Raw genomic sequence first — 15,764 nt, 5'->3', positions numbered from 1 at the left:
CTTATGATTAAAATGTACTTGAATTTCTGATGCGAAGGTAAGGATATTTTTATTCTCAGAGTAATTTTGTGATGTGATCATTGTCATGACAGGATATGATTTTGTCTATAGGCATATATTCTCAAACAGAAGAACTATTTTTAAGAAAAATAAAATTTTATTTTATCATAATCATATTAGGTGCATTTGTGATCATCTCCCGGATGATGCCTTCTTTGAGTGCAAACGGGGAGACATAGATGCCTTTAGGATGTACCAGATCAAAAATAACTCTTTTCAGGATCATACCTACTACGATCAATTTTACTCTTTCTTTTGGGAGTCCCTTCATTTTTTGTCTTTCTGATTCGTCTGCACGCACTACTTTTGAATACAACTGCAAAAATGCCTCGGGATCTATCAGATTCACCGTAGCTCCATCAATAGATCTGTCGGTCATAAGTTCCAATACTTCAAATGATCCGGATGCACCGGTTAAATATTCAGGGTGATACTCCTTGATTATTGCTTGCAGATCGGCTGTTTTATTTAGTATATACGCCATCATATCTTCAGTCTCCGTGGCACTGATAGGTTCAGATTTATGAAACATCGCATGTAAAGCACCAACTCCTATATTGTAACTTTTCGAAAACAATATTTTCCTGCTTTGATCAGTATGAACTCAGTACTGCCACCGCCTATATCCATGACCAGATGGGTACCGGTGTTGACTTCCGGAGATAGTGTTATACCTTGAAAAATGTATTCTGCTTCTCTGCTTCCATCTATAATTTCAATATTGATTCCAAGGATATCTTCAGCCTTACCAATAAAATCCATACTGTTGGAAGCTGTACGAAGCACTGCTGTACCTAAGACCCTTGTGTGTGTGCAATGGTATTGGGTGATATATTTTTTAAATTCTTTCAGGGCATTCAGGCCGGCTTCGATTCTTTCAGTCTTTATAAAGTCAATACCACCTTCAGAAAGTGAAGTAAAAATTCTTTTTCTGAACACTGCTTTAAAACGAGAACCCTCAGTTTGATCAACAATGAGTAAATGGAATGTATTGGACCCTAAATCTATTACCCCAAATCTTTTTATCATTGTGTACCCGTTGAAGTTGCTCCGGTAACTTGTTTGATGATATTATTATAAAAATTACGACCTGATTCAGTCATCTGATTGGCAAATAAGGGTTTGTTCGATTTATCTACAAATACATAAAAATTGCATTTGTCCGATAGATATACATCCGCATCATAAACAATATTTCCTTTGATTTGAAAAAATTTTCTTCCAATAGGTTTACAACCGGGTACCAGTTGCCCTACAGGCTTGCTGATATCTATAAACATAATATTCTGATTAATATCCGGATCATCAGATTGGCTCAGGCTAAATGGCATGTCATGAAAGATGTAATCAATATTGGAACAGCTGTCAAGCAATTTTGTATAGGTTTCCTGATTGATACCGGGTATCATAGGGCCGGAAGAGATCTCAGATTTTGGGTTTTCTGTGGTAGGCTCTGATTTTTTTTCACCACACCCAATTAGGCATACACACAGTGTCAATGAAGAAAGTTGAAGATATCGATACATGTTTTTTGAGTTTGAATTAAAAGAAGTATTCAGCCCTAAAGGTAAGAAAATATGATTTAAATCTCTCTGTTTTGCCTGATGGATTAGTATACATATTGAGAAAAGAAGAAGTGTATCTGAGGGCTATTCCTATATGAGGAGAAAATCTTAATCCAGAACCTAAAAACCAGCTGACATCACTTCGATTGAAGTTATCGACATCAAATTTTGCGGATTCAATACGAACCAGCCGTGCGTAAGAGACACCAAATTCAGCCCTGACTTTGTGATATTTACCAGCTTTATTGTACCAATCCCTGATATTAAATACTAATGGAATTTCTATATAATCAGCCTGGATGATGTCTTTAGGTCTGTTTTCTGTAAATGATTTTGCAGCACCTCTTTGACTAAACAGCATTTCCAGTGCTATGTCAAAACTGTTTTGGTTGATGTAGGAGATACGACCGCCAATATGTAATCCTGTTTTTTTATATCCAAATAAACTGTCACCATCGATTTGTGATGCGTTAGCGCCTGCAATACCTGCAAATTGAAACCTCTGACTTTTCATGTCATTGACCTGTAATAGTATACAGACACTGCACAATATTAAAATTTTTTGTGGCATGCGATGATGAATAAAAATTATTTGAAAAAATTGCAAGCTAAGATTTTATTGACAAAAAGTTATGGTTTTTTTAAAATATTGATTTTTCAGAAGTTTATAAACAAAACGCATAAAGGTGATAATTGATCAAAAAAAATCAGGGATATTTTTTAAAGCACCAACTTTTTTATCCTTCATTGTATATAAAAAAGTATATTTGCAATTTAATAAGGATCAACAATGATCATTAAGCATACCAAACCTACATTAACTAAACTTGAAGAAATATTCAGAGATTTGGGATATTCTGTGAGATATGAAAAGGGTACTTTCAATTCAGGTTACTGCTTGGTAGAAGATAAAAAAGTAGTCGTCATCAATAAATTTTATGATACAGACGGAAGGGTCAATGTTCTGATGACTATTCTGGAAAGCATCGTTGAAAATGAAAATCTGCTGAATGAAAAATACAGGCATTTTTATAAAAATCTGCTCAGAAATCATGAGGTAATATATAATCAGAAGAAATAAAGATTGATTTTAATTGAAAATTACACTTCTCGGGACGGGAACATCACAAGGTATACCTGTAATCGGATGTCGATGTACGGTGTGTACTTCTGATGATCCAAGAGATTACAGACTCAGGACATCCGCCTTAATCAGTATCGGCGAATATAATATTCTTATTGATGCAGGTCCTGATTTCAGACAACAGATGTTGATCCATAAAATCACACATATTGATGCCATACTTCTTACCCACGAACACAATGACCATATCATAGGGCTGGATGATATCCGACCTTTTAATTTCAGACAAAAGATAGACATGCCGATTTACGGGCAAAAAAGGGTGCTGGATGATATTCGGTTGAAGTTTGCCTATATTTTTGTAGAGAGCCCTTATCCTGGTGCTCCGCGGGTCGTCCTTAATGCTGTAAGTAACCATACAGATCTTGAAATTTTCCCCGGGATCATCGTCCAACCTATCCATGTGATGCATGGCACACTTCCTATATTGGGATATCGTATAGGAAATCTGGCCTATATCACCGATGCATCTTATCTGGATCAAACTGCACTTAAAATGCTTGCAGGACTGGATATCCTCATCTTAAATGCACTGCAACACAGAAAACATTACTCTCACTTCTCTTATGATGAAGCAATCATAATGGCTCAAAATATTCAGGCCAAAGCCACATACTTTATACATATGTCTCATGAAATGGGATTGCATACTGATATGGAACACAATTTTCCTGAAAAAATATTTCCGGCTCACGATGGATTGGTGTTAGAAACAATAGATATAATAGAGTAGCCAGCGAAAATTCTTATCAATTTTTAATATTTTTTTGTTAAGCATAAGACTACTTTCAACAAAAAATCCTTATTATTGTATTCTTATCATATCGGGACTTGAAATGAAATGGTTTTTTTTAATATTTTGTGTTTATATTTCTGGCATTGTGGTATATGCACAGCAAAGACCGCAGTTCAGTCAATATATGCTTAATAAGTATTATGAAAATCCGGCTTATGGCGGATTGGAACGGTCCTTGAGTGTGTTTACTTCCTATAGAGACCAATACAATAGCTTCCCGGGCAATCCACGTACATTTTATTTAGGTGCAGATCTTCCGTTTTATTTATGGAATGGGGCTATAGGTTTTTCATTATACAATCAGTCTTCAGGGCACTTAAATAATACTAACTTTAGATTTTCATATAATTATGTGATGGGGTTGGAATCCGGATTCCTTTCTTTTGGTGGCAGATTGGGTTTGGATTATATGAATTTTGATGGTCGTAAGATCATAACTCCGGATGGTGACTATGAAGCCACTATCAACCACAAGGACCCTTTGCTTGAGGCAAATGTTTTCAATGGAGTGGGACCTTCATGGGAGATAGGAACATATTTTATGAGCGCTCAGTGGCAAGGTGGAATTACTGTATCTGAGTTTCCATCTCACAGTTATGGATTGGGAAATGCTTCTTACACCAGAAGATGGGGCGGTAGTATTTTTGCAGAATACAAATATGAATGGGATGACAGGATAAAATTCTATCCTTCACTTTTGGTCAAGGCAGATCCTTCTGTAGTCCAGGCCGACATATCCTTGGTGGCAATACTGGACAGAAATATCATAGGAGGTGTAGGCATGAGAGGTTACAGTACATCATCGTTTGATGCCATAACTATTCTGATGGGTACCAATATCGGATCCAAATATAAACTGTATTATAGTTATGATTTTGGATTATCTTCATTGAGGACTGCGCATCAGGGCACACATGACATCATGCTTTCATACAATCTACAGAAATTAATAGGTTTGGGCTTGCCACCTAAAATTATTTATAATCCTAGGGATATGTAATATTCGAATGTACGAAATTTTTCAATTTAGAATTTTGTAGTTAAAAAAAATTGTTATAATTTTGTTGGTAAGATAAAAGTGTTTACTTTTGCAGCCCGTAAAAGATTAGTATTATGCCAAAAATGAAAACCCATTCAAGTGCCAAGAAGAGATTCAGTCTTACCGGAACAGGTAAGATCAAGAGATTTCAGGCCAATGCCAGACACTTGATGAGAAAAAAATCAAATAAAGCTAAAACAAGATTACTTGGTTCTGCGTTAGTAAGTGACGGAGATTATGCCAAAGTAAAAAAATTGCTTTGTCTGTAAAAAAGAAATTTTATTATTTAACGAGAATACAGGATTAAAGAATCAATACTGATCCCTGTATTGTACTAAAAAAAAATATTTATGCCTAGATCAGTGAATGCGGTGGCTTCAAGAGCCAGAAGAAAAAAAGTCCTTAAAGCTGCCAGAGGTTACTTTGGAGCAAGGAGTAAAGTTTATACTGTAGCGGTAAATGCCCTTGAAAAAGGTTACATTTATGCTTACAGAGACAGAAGAAATAAAAAGAGAGCTTTCAGAAGATTATGGATTGCAAGGATTAATGCAGCAACACGTATGTATGGATTGTCTTATTCAAAATTTATACATGCTTTAAGTCAAAAGAATATTGATTTAAACAGAAAAGTGCTTGCAGATTTAGCCATGAATCATCCCGATTCATTCAAGGCAGTTATAGATTCTGTAAAGTAAAGATTTACGCACCTATTTTTTATTTGGGGAGTTGCTGGCTGCAGTGACTCCCTCTTTTTTTTATGCTATTTTTGGGATATTGTGTTGAATTCTCTCCGATGCTGAACCCAAGCTGATAAATGGTTATCATGCGATCCCGATTTCAAGTTTGCATCCGCAAGGAAAATTTATTGGTAAGGTTTCTAAGGTTGTATTGATTTAGACTTTTTACAAAATATTTTGAATCATTTACCTTAGTATTTTGTTATAGTGTTTGTATAAAAATAAAAATCATGGAAATTAAGGTTGAAAATATAAAATGCCACGGATGTGCCGGATCCATCAAAAGCGGCCTGTCAAAGATGGATGGAGTGAAGGATGTAAATGTGGATATCGAAAATGGGATCGTATCACTTAGTACTGACGAAGCGGTCGACAAACATAAGATTGTATCAAAACTACATTCTATGGGGTATCCCGAGCCAGGTAAAGGTTCTGGACTTACGACAGCCACTTCTTTTGTGAGTTGTATGATAGGTAGAGTGACTACCTAAGGATTTGTATCATTTATAAATTTAAAAGAAGGATTATCTTTCTTATAATTTTTTAATTCATTTATTTGATGTCCTAATTTTATCTCTTATTTCTTTTTATTGTTGAGAATACTCTTCACTTTATTGAAATCATGCTCTCCATGAAATTGTTTTATAACAATCCCATCAGGAGATATTAGGTATGAGATCGGATAAAGTGATATATAATAATTCTCTAATCCAGAAATGATATCATTTTTGTTTAAATTATACCAATCTCCTATTTTATCTTTTTCTACAGCTTTGAGCCAATTTTGCTTATTGTCGTCAAAGGCAATACTGACGATTTCAAAATTATTATATTCTTTGTAATTTTCATAGAGCGTCTTCATGTCGATGTGAGATGCCCTGCAAGGATCACACCAACTGGCCCAAAAATCTAGTAATACATATTTCCCTCTCAAATTACTCAGCCTGAAGTCTTGATTGGCTATAGTAACTCCAATCAATTCAGGAGCAACTTTTCCTTCCAGAAACAGAGTATTTGAAAGTAGTTTACCATAATGACTATTTTTAACCTTACTGTCGAATGTATTATACAATTGAAATTTCTGATCCAGATTTCCTTGAAACCCAAATCGGAAAAAAAGAAAAAACGCATTGTAATACGATGTAGGACATGATTTAATATAATTCATCTGTTCAGCCAATAACAGCTTTTTAGTAGAGTCTATTTTTCTTTCGGCAGCATTTAAGGACTCATAATATTCGTTTGACGATAAAATGACACTGTCTTCGATTCCACTGAGTTCATAATATTTATTATAAAAATCCCGGTGCTTAATTTCATAATTTTCTGTGATTAAGTCCAATCTCTTTTTATCATAATTGCTTCTTATATTTTCAGTATAGAAACAAAAATTACATGTGCTGTCAGGGGCAAGCTGGTAGATTTTGTTTTTACCATTTTCAATAAAAAAAGGTTCAGAATACTTTCCAAGTTTTTCATCAGCAAGTGCAACAATTTGCATTTTGTTTATACTTCCTTTAAATAAAAACATGCCATCTTTGACATCCACACTATCTAATTTAATAGGGTTTGGACTGGAATGATGATACGTTAATAATGTTAACTTGGTTGATATATTATCTGTAAGCTTTCCCATGATAACAAAACCATTGGGATGACAGGATAAAGTTGAAAATAGCAAAATGAAAAACAGGTATTTCATGTTAATCTATTTTGTGTGATTTTTATTTAATACAGCTAAATATAATTAAAACAATACTAAGCAAAGGATGATCAAGTCAAATGCTCATATACTGTAAATAGGTTTTTAAATAAGTTAAATTTAATATATCTCTTTTGATCTTTTATTTTTCTCAACAACAACGGGTGAGTATATTTTATGCAAAGACAAATATAAATTATTTTTTTGTGAATTCAGGGGATTTTTCAATAAAACTTTATATAAATGACACGCAGTAGGTCGGGTTTTATTGGCAATCCTTCCTCTTTTACATCTTCAAAATCTTACCCCTGCTCAAAAACTTTTTGTGAGGGTTTATTCGGTTACTTATCGTATAAAAATATATCCCTTTTGAGATATCATGAAGCCTGACTTCAGGATAACTCTCGGATATCATGGCATCTGCTACCGATTGACCATTGATATTAAATATTTCTACCTGATATGCTTCATTTTGCTCCAATCCCTTTACGGTGATATGATTCTCATCAGATAGGATGTTTGGACTTAAATAGATGGGATGATGTAGTTTTTCATCTGTAGAGGATGTTTTCGCAGCCACCTTGACCTCCAGATTGTCAAAATAAAAACCGTCCCTCTGTTCATAATCATCCGTCTGTATGTAAAATCTAATCCAAAGATTTTTAGAACCTGTAAATGATGATAAATCGATTTCTTCCCGTACCCATTCTTGTTGTACTCCATCATATAATGGGCTCGATAGACTTTGATCTTTTGTGCCTGGATTGGTATATAATCCACAAAGAGGAATAAAATCTTTGTTATCTTTTGAAGCCATTACCTGTACAAAATCAAAATTGTCTTCAATATCCCACTTTGCATCAAATTGTAACAAGACTTGCTGAGCATTGCTAAGATCTATCGGGTCTTTTAGAGTGATAGCTGATCTGAATTTAGGAGGATATGATCCACCGGGAGAGTCGGTAAATGAAGTGGGAGCACTCTCAAATGTAGTGGATGTCTTTGTCCAGCCATTGGATACATACAGAGAAGTGTCATTAGACCGATCAGAAAAAATTGCTATAAAAGGCCACTCAGACCAGTTTTTTCTTATTGTTTTATGTTGTCTAATACCATCGCTCTCTATAGACAGATCAAATGAAAAGCCATCATCAAATCGCTGGCCTTTATTCATTTCGATGCCAAAAATCAAAGCTGAATCTTTGCCTGCGTGTAAGTTAATTTTCCTTATCGGGTTGATGACTTTGACTTCATTTTCCTTTGATGTTAATGATACGATGGCGTCCCCTGCCTGCAGTCCTGCGCGGATTACCTTTATTTTGATGTACTTATTGACCTGATCAAGAAAGTTGCCCGTTTGTATTTCTTCAGCTTCATAATAGTTTAATGTAAGTAAAGCTGCAGACATGTTCATCCAAATGCATGATTTGTTGAGATAATCAATGTCGACCTGTGCGGGCCAGAATGATGGGCCTACTTCCGGAGTGTATGCAAAAATTTTGTTTTTTTCGCCATTTTCTCCATACATCCAGTTATCGCTGTCACCATTGACAGAATAACCCACCGTCTGCAGATCAGTACCCAGGCTAAAATTATTTTCTTTATTGACCACTTGTCCCATAGTCCTGAATAAGACGTCACCTGATTGATCATCTTTGATTTCGACTTTGGGATAGATCAGAAAATTTCCGAAAGTATGATAATTAAGCGCAATTTTGAAATCGTGGTCTATGCAAAATGCCCTGACTGCCTGTGTCTCCGGTTCTGAAAAAGCAGATTGTCCCCTGAATGTCAATGAGTTTGGATTGGGTGATGAGCCGGTATTGTCTTTTCCCCACGTATGGCCATAATTTCTGTTCAGGTCCACTCCTTTCAGGTCTCCATTTGAGTCTTTCCATGTATTTTTACGCCATAAGCCACCGCCATTTGGATTGTTTTTTTGATTTAGTTCGTAGCCATCCGGATTGATACAAGGTATAAAATACATTTGTGTATGGTCCACTATCTTTTTGACCATCGGGTCTGTTTCATAATTTTCCAGCACATACCAAAGAAAAAATATCATCTGAGAAAGTGAGTTGGGTTCTCTGGAATGATGCAATGCTGTATAAAGAACCTTTGGCTCATCAGCTTCATCAGAAGCGGCATTGTCAGATACCTTGATGTAGTAGATAGGATTGCCGTTGATTGTTTTGAAATCTTTTATGGGTTGTTTTATGGTCACAAGTTTTGGATATCTGATGGCCATACTATCCAGGATATCATACATTTCTTTTAGTGTAAAATATCCGCCCATACTTCCTGCTCGGTATTGGGATGGAGTTTTGTAATTGTACGCTGTGATGGAAGGTGCAAAACAATTGTTGCGTAATTGTAATTGGGGTGAGGAAATTTCTGATGATCTGGATGGATCACTATAATATTTGGAAACATTGTTTATTAGGAACTCGTATTCAAAGCCAAGTTTTTTAATGACTTCTATTTCTTCTTCGCTGAAGTCACTGGTAAAAAAACGATTTTTCACATAGGTTCCATGATCTGTTTCTAAACCGGCATTGGTCAGATCCTGAATATTTCTTCCTGTAATATTTATCTTTAATTTATGGTAAGTGCTTTTTTCAAGGTTTTGACCCTGAATGATTTGAGCTAAAAAAATAATCAGAAGACAGTATAAAGTTCTGATAATCATGGGATACTGATACTTTTGGGCAAAAGTACAAAATTACCATGGTAAAAATCTGATATATTTGATTTATTTAAAATATATCAATCCACATCAAAATCTGTAATATCTATGGTGTCAATATCATATTTGACGGTCGAGCGTTGACCTTTACCGTTTTGTTTCTGGAGTGTCCAGTGATCTGTGGCAGTAGTCTGAAGCCATAGGTCATTGGACTTTCTGAAAACCTGGACGTTGAGATTAAAATTATCTTTCATCATTTGCTCAAAAGCTGATACAGTCATTTCTTCACTGATGATAAAATCTTTTTCCAGCAATTCAGGATTGATAGAGGATAACAACGTGCTGTGGCTGATGATATCCTCAGGCTTATTACCTTTATGATCTTCATGCCCTTTACTGAAAAATTCAAGTTTTAGATAAGGAAACACATTGTTGAATTGGTCAAATATATGCTGAACAGTGGATGTTTTTTGAATTTTCATGGCAAAAATATTTCTGTAAATAAGGAGTAACGAATCAATTAAAAAGAAAAATGACTAACTTTCTATCATGGGCATTTCCGTGTATGCCAGGATCATCAGATCATATGTGGTGATAATACCTATAAGGAAATCGTTATCATCCACTACCGGGAGAGCTCTGAAATAGTTTTCTGAATATCTGGACACATCTTTTGATTCTGTCTTCCGGACTGATGCGGATGACATTGGTCTCCATGATGTCTTTGGCAAGGTTGCTGGTAAGGAGAAAGGTGTTCTTTCTGAGACTTGCAGGCAGATTTAGTTTTGTACCCCAATCCATCAGTAACAACATGTCGGATTTAGATATGATTCCTTTGAATTTTCCATCCGTACTTATGACAGGGATATGGTGGATGTTTTCTTTTTCAAAAATGAGATTGACATCCTTCAGGATAGCATCGGGCTGAACGGTAATAAGTTCTGTACTCATTACTTCCTTGACTTTCAGGCTCAAAAGATCGTGGGTATTCATATCAGGATTATTTTGCAGATTGAATGTGTGAAGCAAATATAGTTATTTAACTACATTGATACATATGATACAAATCATCAGTGACATTGATGATGATCAAAGTATGGTATAAAATGAATATGAATTTAGCAACCATGGTAAAATTACGCTGATTTTTTTACATGTTTACCGGATGATACCTGAATAATGGGAATGAATTTCTATATTTGTTTCTCTAAGAATGGCCATCTTAAGAAATTGAATAATTTCAATAATTTTACAAACATATTGTACATACCCTGTCAAGCAAAGAAAATGAATAGATTACTGATAATTCGTTTTTTCAAATATTTTACTTTTTTACTTTCATCAGGTTTTCTTCTGGTTAGCTCTCATATTTTTGCACAACAATCGAATATTCCTGAGAACATAGTTGCTAAAACTTTTAACCCTTCTACATTGCTTTGGTATGAACTTTCCGCCAAAAAATGGGACGAAGCACTACCTGTTGGCAATGGCCGTCTGGGAGCAATGATCTTTGGAAATAAGGGAGAAGAACGAATCCAATTGAATGAGGAAACCTACTGGTCCGGCGGGCCATACATGTCCGTTGTCAAAGGAGGTTACAAAGTATTGCCTGAAATTCAGAAACTTGTATTTGAAAAAAAATATCTCGATGCCCATAATTTATTTGGCAGAAACCTAATGGGCTATCCCGTTGAGCAGATGAAATATCAAAGTCTTGCAAATCTCCATTTATTTTTTAAAAACCAGGACAGCGTCTCTCATTACAAAAGATGGCTAAACCTGGAAGATGGTATTTCGGGTATTTCGTACTCTGCGGATAACGTTACTTATCAAAGAGCGGTTTTTGCTTCCGCTCCTGACCAGGTCATAGTGGTTCGTTTAACTGCTGACAAGCCCGGAAAAATTTCTTTTAAGGCCAACCTGCGTGGAGAGAGAAATCAGGCCCACTCAAATTACGGAACAGATTATTTCCAAATGAATCCTTACAGCAATGATGGATTGGTGCTGACCGGCAAGTCAACGGATTATTTGGGTGTGGAAGGGAAAATCAGATATGAAGCAAGAATAAAAGCTGTACCTGAAGGTGGTACCATGAAAACGAATGGTGTTGACTTAATTATTGAAAATGCAAATGCAGTAACCTTGTATTTTGCAGCAGCTACAAATTTTGTAAATTATAAAGATGTAAGTGCAGATCAGCATCAACGGGTGGATGATGTTTTTTTCAAATTAGAACAAAGGACCTATCAGGAAATATTAGAGTCGGCAGTTACAGATTATCAGCAGTATTTTAACAGAGTTAAATTGGAGTTGCCTGTTACTTCAAATTCCTTTTTACCCACTCCAGAAAGAATTCAAAAAATACAAACGGTTGCTGATCCTTCTCTGGCAGCCTTAAGTTATCAATTTGGCCGTTATCTGATGATTGGGTCATCCAGACCCGGCACACAACCAGCTAATTTACAGGGCATATGGAACAATGACATGAATCCATCCTGGGATTCAAAATACACTACTAATATCAATACAGAGATGAATTATTGGCCTGTGGAAAGTGGCAATCTGTCAGAATGTGCTGAACCTTTGATCAGAATGGTGAGGGAGCTAAGTGAACAGGGAGCACAGGTTGCTAAGGAACATTATGGAGCCCGGGGTTGGGTGTTTCACCAAAACACGGATTTATTTCGGGTAGCAGCACCCATGGATGGGCCAACATGGGGCACGTTTACAGTTGGCGGAGCGTGGCTCTGCACACATCTGTGGGAGCACTATCTATACACCCTTGATCACAATTTTCTCAAAGAAGCATTTCCTTTGATAGAGGGTTCAGTTCAGTTTTTTATGGATTTTTTAGTACCGCATCCCAATGGAAAATGGTTGGTAACCAATCCTTCTACCTCTCCTGAAAATTTTCCTGATGGTGGTGGCAACAAACCTTATTTTGATGAAGTGACAGCAAGTTTCAGGGAAGGAACCACTATCTGCGCAGGAGCATCTATGGATATGCAGATATTGTATGATCTCTTTGGGTATTATCTTAACGCTGCAGAAATTCTAGGTAAAAGGGATACTTTTGTTCAACAGGTAAAATCAGCGCGTGAAAAATTAGTACCACCACAAATAGGACGGGATGGATCACTTCAGGAATGGGCAGACGATTGGAAATCTTTGGAAAAAAACCACAGACATTTTTCTCACATGTATGGATTGTATCCCGGAATTGTGCTGGTAGAAAAACGAACACCTGCGTTGATTGAAGCTTATAAAAAAGTTTTGGAGGAAAGAGGTGATGCGTCGACGGGTTTTTCAAGAGCCTGGAAAATGGCATTATGGGCACGACTCAATGATGGAAACAGGGCAAATAAAATTTATAAAGGCTATCTCAAAGATCAATGTACAGCATCTTTATTTGCATTGTGCTTTAAATCTTTGCAGGTGGATGGAAGTTTCGGCGTCACTGCGGCAATCACTGAAATGCTGATGCAATCTCATGAAGGTGTGATCAAATTATTGCCTGCTTTGCCGGATGAATGGAGTGAAGGAGATTTTAAGGGAGTATGTGCAAGAGGAGCTTTTGAACTGGACTATGCCTGGAAAAATAAAATGGTTACCAATATTGATATATTATCCAAAATGGGTGGAAAATGCTCTCTTGAATACCGACCCGGAATGAAAATTAGCTTAAATGGGAAAAAAGTAAATTTTCAGATTTCGAAACATGGTCATGCAGAATTTAATTCCATAAAAGGGGATATGTATCAAGTTCGATTTTCAAAGTGAAATTTTAAAAAAAAATATGACATATTTTAAATTTGTAATTACTGCTTTTTTTGTATCTACAGGTTTATTTGGCGCCTGTATCATTGCCCAAAATAAAAATCTTACCTTAGAAGATATTTATACAAATGGGCTGTACCGTGCAAAAGGCATAGGACAACTTCGCTGGATGAAAGATAACAAAAGCTATTCAACACTTGAATTTAATCCTGCCACCAAAGGAACTGATATTGTTAGTTATGATGTAACTAACGGAATAAGATCAGTTTTAGTGAATGCAAAACAATTACTTCCAAATACAAGTGCAACTCAACCCTTGAGCATTGATGATTACGCCTGGTCAGGAGATAATAATCAATTGTTGATATTTACCAACACCCGCAAAGTTTGGCGGTATAATACAAGGGGTGATTATTGGGTATTGAACCTCAATACTGGAAAATTAAGACAACTTGGGAGAGGACTGGAAGAAGCCACACTGATGTTTGCCAAATTCTCTCCGGATGGCGGAAGGGTGGCTTACGTAAGCAAGATGAATATTTATGTAGAAGATATTGCAACCGGAAAAATTACTCAACTGACAAAAGATGGTGGCGGCAACATAATAAATGGCACATTTGACTGGGTTTATGAGGAAGAGTTGGATTGCAGAGATGGTTTTCGCTGGAGCCCCGACGGGAAAAATATTGCGTACTGGCAATCGGATACAAAAGGAGTAGGTACTTTTTACATGATCAATAATGTAGATTCTAATTATTCAGTTCCGATTCCATTACCTTATCCCAAAGTGGGGACTACCAATTCAGCAGTGAAGGTGGGTGTGATCCCAGCGGTCGGAGGAAAAACAAAATGGTTTAAAGTGCCTGGTGATCCACGAAATAATTATCTGGCCCGGATGGATTACATTCCCGATTCTGATGAAGTGATGATACAACAACTCAACCGTTTGCAGAATACCAACTCAGTTTGGGTTGGTGATACAAAAACTATGGATTTAAAAAACATTCTGACTGACAAAGATGATGCTTTTTTGGATGTTCATGATAATACAGTGTGGCTGGATAAAACCTCATCATTTACCTGGACAAGTGAAAAGGATGGTTGGTTACATTTGTATAAAGTATCGAGAAACGGACAAAAAATACAGCTCATCACAAAAGGAAATTTTGATGTGGTAAACATCAACTGCATAGATCCTGAAGGAGGATATGTTTATTATATTGCTTCCCCGGAAAATTTTACACAGCGGTACCTTTATCGCAGCCGTTTGGATGGCAGCGGAGAGGCAGAAAAAGTGTCTCCTTCAAGCATGCTTGGCCAGCATACTTACCAGATTTCCGGCGATGCAAGATATGCAATACATAGTTTTGAAAATTCCACAACACCGCGACGCATTTCACTTATCAATCTTACCACTCATACTGAAATAAAATTACTTGAAGACAATGCCGGTTTAAAAAGTAGAATTGATGGATTGAAATTACGGAATAAAGAATTTTTTAAAGTGGATTTAGGTGACGTAGTACTGGATGCATGGATGATAAAACCAAAGAGTTTTGATGTCCAAAAAAAATATCCGGTCATTTTTCATGTATATGGAGAGCCGGCAGGATCCACCGTACAGGACAACTGGGGCACGGGTGATAATCTCTGGCATCAGTATCTTTCCAACGAATTGAATACGATTATCATCAGTATAGATAATCGTGGAACTCGGGTGCCAAGAGGTCGGGAATTCAGAAAATGTATTTACCGGCAGATAGGACTGCTTGCTGCAGATGACCAGGCAGCTTCAGCCAAAAAAATAATGGCGATGTTTCCCTTTATTGATGGTAGTCGTACCGGCATCTGGGGCTGGAGTGGAGGTGGTCAGATGTCCCTGCATTGTATTTTCAGACATGGCGATGTATTTAAAAATGCTATTGCCATTGCATTTGTTGCTCATCAAACCCTCTATGACAATATATATCAGGAAAGATACATGGGATTACCTAAAGACAATGTGGATGGTTACAGGGAGGGCTCGCCCATCACACATGTAAAAAAACTAAATGGCAATCTCTTGATTATGCATGGTACAGCAGATGATAATGTGCATTATCAAAATTTTGAAATGCTCGTAAATGAATTGATAAAACATAATAAATTATTCAGCATGATGTCTTACCCTATGAGAGACCATGGTATCAATCAGAGAGCAAATACAACACTTCACTTAAGAAGAACTATGGAACAGTATTGGAAAAACAATTTATAAA

17 protein-coding genes are annotated in these 15,764 nt (G+C 36.3%); 8 read left to right on the top strand and 9 right to left on the bottom strand.

Annotated features, from left to right (window positions below; genetic code table 11):
* Positions 1 to 157: 157 nt before the first annotated feature.
* From IPK35_04205 to IPK35_04190, 4 genes are read right to left on the bottom strand one after another with little or no spacing between them, the layout of a single operon-like run.
* Positions 158 to 637, bottom strand: coding sequence for a hypothetical protein (locus IPK35_04205; protein ID MBK8052486.1), 480 nt, complete (start codon positions 635 to 637; stop codon positions 158 to 160).
* Positions 613 to 1,089, bottom strand: a complete 477-nt coding sequence (locus IPK35_04200; GenBank protein ID MBK8052485.1) for a hypothetical protein — start codon at positions 1,087 to 1,089, stop codon at positions 613 to 615. Before IPK35_04200 ends, IPK35_04205 begins: the two co-directional genes overlap by 25 nt.
* On the bottom strand, positions 1,086 to 1,586 hold the full coding sequence (locus tag IPK35_04195) for a hypothetical protein (GenBank protein MBK8052484.1): 501 nt from the start codon (positions 1,584 to 1,586) through the stop codon (positions 1,086 to 1,088). The genes IPK35_04200 and IPK35_04195 overlap by 4 nt, the downstream gene beginning before the upstream one ends.
* 16 nt (positions 1,587 to 1,602) lie before the next feature.
* Entirely contained in the window at positions 1,603 to 2,139 is a 537-nt protein-coding gene (locus IPK35_04190) for a PorT family protein (GenBank protein MBK8052483.1), read from the bottom strand.
* 276 nt (positions 2,140 to 2,415) lie between these two features.
* Here IPK35_04190 and IPK35_04185 point away from each other — a divergent pair, with 276 nt between their 5' ends.
* The 6 genes from IPK35_04185 to IPK35_04160 all read left to right on the top strand — a co-directional run bounded on the left by IPK35_04185 (position 2,416) and on the right by IPK35_04160 (position 5,832).
* On the top strand, positions 2,416 to 2,706 hold the full coding sequence (locus tag IPK35_04185) for a hypothetical protein (protein MBK8052482.1): 291 nt from the start codon (positions 2,416 to 2,418) through the stop codon (positions 2,704 to 2,706).
* Positions 2,707 to 2,719: 13 nt separating this feature from the next.
* Positions 2,720 to 3,502 carry an MBL fold metallo-hydrolase gene (locus IPK35_04180; GenBank protein MBK8052481.1) on the top strand — a complete coding sequence of 261 codons (783 nt, stop codon included), beginning with the start codon at positions 2,720 to 2,722 and terminating at the stop codon, positions 3,500 to 3,502.
* A gap of 103 nt (positions 3,503 to 3,605) precedes the next feature.
* Positions 3,606 to 4,565 (top strand): PorP/SprF family type IX secretion system membrane protein, encoded by a 960-nt coding sequence (locus IPK35_04175; GenBank protein ID MBK8052480.1) that lies wholly within the window; start codon positions 3,606 to 3,608, stop codon positions 4,563 to 4,565.
* Between the two features lie 113 nt (positions 4,566 to 4,678).
* Complete coding sequence (gene rpmI, locus IPK35_04170) at positions 4,679 to 4,873, top strand: 50S ribosomal protein L35 (GenBank protein MBK8052479.1); 195 nt, start codon at positions 4,679 to 4,681, stop codon at positions 4,871 to 4,873.
* Between the two features lie 81 nt (positions 4,874 to 4,954).
* Positions 4,955 to 5,299 (top strand): 50S ribosomal protein L20, encoded by a 345-nt coding sequence (gene rplT / locus IPK35_04165; protein ID MBK8052478.1) that lies wholly within the window; start codon positions 4,955 to 4,957, stop codon positions 5,297 to 5,299.
* A gap of 272 nt (positions 5,300 to 5,571) precedes the next feature.
* The gene (locus IPK35_04160; GenBank protein MBK8052477.1) at positions 5,572 to 5,832 is read left to right on the top strand and encodes a heavy-metal-associated domain-containing protein; all 261 of its coding nucleotides are present in this window, start codon (positions 5,572 to 5,574) and stop codon (positions 5,830 to 5,832) included.
* Between the two features lie 86 nt (positions 5,833 to 5,918).
* On the opposite strand, the gene IPK35_04155 is transcribed toward IPK35_04160, so the two are convergent.
* From IPK35_04155 to IPK35_04135, 5 genes are all read right to left on the bottom strand, one after another.
* A complete protein-coding gene (locus IPK35_04155) occupies positions 5,919 to 7,043 on the bottom strand; it encodes an AhpC/TSA family protein (protein MBK8052476.1) in 1,125 nt (374 codons plus the stop codon).
* Positions 7,044 to 7,329: 286 nt separating this feature from the next.
* A complete protein-coding gene (locus IPK35_04150) occupies positions 7,330 to 9,732 on the bottom strand; it encodes an immune inhibitor A (protein ID MBK8052475.1) in 2,403 nt (800 codons plus the stop codon).
* Positions 9,733 to 9,809: 77 nt separating this feature from the next.
* Positions 9,810 to 10,211 carry a hypothetical protein gene (locus IPK35_04145; protein ID MBK8052474.1) on the bottom strand — a complete coding sequence of 134 codons (402 nt, stop codon included), beginning with the start codon at positions 10,209 to 10,211 and terminating at the stop codon, positions 9,810 to 9,812.
* Positions 10,212 to 10,265: 54 nt separating this feature from the next.
* Positions 10,266 to 10,355, bottom strand: coding sequence for a hypothetical protein (locus IPK35_04140; protein ID MBK8052473.1), 90 nt, complete (start codon positions 10,353 to 10,355; stop codon positions 10,266 to 10,268).
* Positions 10,348 to 10,758 carry a CBS domain-containing protein gene (locus tag IPK35_04135; GenBank protein ID MBK8052472.1) on the bottom strand — a complete coding sequence of 137 codons (411 nt, stop codon included), beginning with the start codon at positions 10,756 to 10,758 and terminating at the stop codon, positions 10,348 to 10,350. The genes IPK35_04140 and IPK35_04135 overlap by 8 nt, the downstream gene beginning before the upstream one ends.
* 258 nt (positions 10,759 to 11,016) lie before the next feature.
* On the opposite strand from IPK35_04135, the gene IPK35_04130 reads away from it, so the two are divergent.
* Together IPK35_04130 and IPK35_04125 are read left to right on the top strand one after the other, a co-directional pair.
* Complete coding sequence (locus IPK35_04130; GenBank protein ID MBK8052471.1) at positions 11,017 to 13,509, top strand: glycoside hydrolase family 95 protein; 2,493 nt, start codon at positions 11,017 to 11,019, stop codon at positions 13,507 to 13,509.
* A gap of 16 nt (positions 13,510 to 13,525) precedes the next feature.
* On the top strand, positions 13,526 to 15,763 hold the full coding sequence (locus IPK35_04125) for a S9 family peptidase (GenBank protein MBK8052470.1): 2,238 nt from the start codon (positions 13,526 to 13,528) through the stop codon (positions 15,761 to 15,763).
* Position 15,764: the final 1 nt, after the last annotated feature.

Source organism: Saprospiraceae bacterium, assembly GCA_016713025.1.
Classification (GTDB): domain Bacteria; phylum Bacteroidota; class Bacteroidia; order Chitinophagales; family Saprospiraceae; genus OLB9.
Note: the sequence above shows the minus strand (reverse complement) of the source record. Positions and strands in the feature narration are given on the sequence as shown.

What these genes read in the sequence shown, in the direction of transcription:
- rpmI (MBK8052479.1), top strand. Translation starts at nt 4,679, where the DNA reads ATGCCAAAAATGAAAACCCATTCAAGTGCCAAGAAGAGATTCAGTCTT.
- IPK35_04175 (MBK8052480.1), top strand. Translation starts at nt 3,606, where the DNA reads ATGAAATGGTTTTTTTTAATATTTTGTGTTTATATTTCTGGCATTGTG.
- IPK35_04160 (MBK8052477.1), top strand. Translation starts at nt 5,572, where the DNA reads ATGGAAATTAAGGTTGAAAATATAAAATGCCACGGATGTGCCGGATCC.
- IPK35_04190 (MBK8052483.1), bottom strand. Translation starts at nt 2,139, where the DNA reads ATGAAAAGTCAGAGGTTTCAATTTGCAGGTATTGCAGGCGCTAACGCA.
- IPK35_04150 (MBK8052475.1), bottom strand. Translation starts at nt 9,732, where the DNA reads ATGATTATCAGAACTTTATACTGTCTTCTGATTATTTTTTTAGCTCAA.
- IPK35_04185 (MBK8052482.1), top strand. Translation starts at nt 2,416, where the DNA reads ATGATCATTAAGCATACCAAACCTACATTAACTAAACTTGAAGAAATA.
- IPK35_04130 (MBK8052471.1), top strand. Translation starts at nt 11,017, where the DNA reads ATGAATAGATTACTGATAATTCGTTTTTTCAAATATTTTACTTTTTTA.
- rplT (MBK8052478.1), top strand. Translation starts at nt 4,955, where the DNA reads ATGCCTAGATCAGTGAATGCGGTGGCTTCAAGAGCCAGAAGAAAAAAA.
- IPK35_04195 (MBK8052484.1), bottom strand. Translation starts at nt 1,586, where the DNA reads ATGTATCGATATCTTCAACTTTCTTCATTGACACTGTGTGTATGCCTA.
- IPK35_04125 (MBK8052470.1), top strand. Translation starts at nt 13,526, where the DNA reads ATGACATATTTTAAATTTGTAATTACTGCTTTTTTTGTATCTACAGGT.
- IPK35_04200 (MBK8052485.1), bottom strand. Translation starts at nt 1,089, where the DNA reads ATGATAAAAAGATTTGGGGTAATAGATTTAGGGTCCAATACATTCCAT.
- IPK35_04155 (MBK8052476.1), bottom strand. Translation starts at nt 7,043, where the DNA reads ATGAAATACCTGTTTTTCATTTTGCTATTTTCAACTTTATCCTGTCAT.
- IPK35_04145 (MBK8052474.1), bottom strand. Translation starts at nt 10,211, where the DNA reads ATGAAAATTCAAAAAACATCCACTGTTCAGCATATATTTGACCAATTC.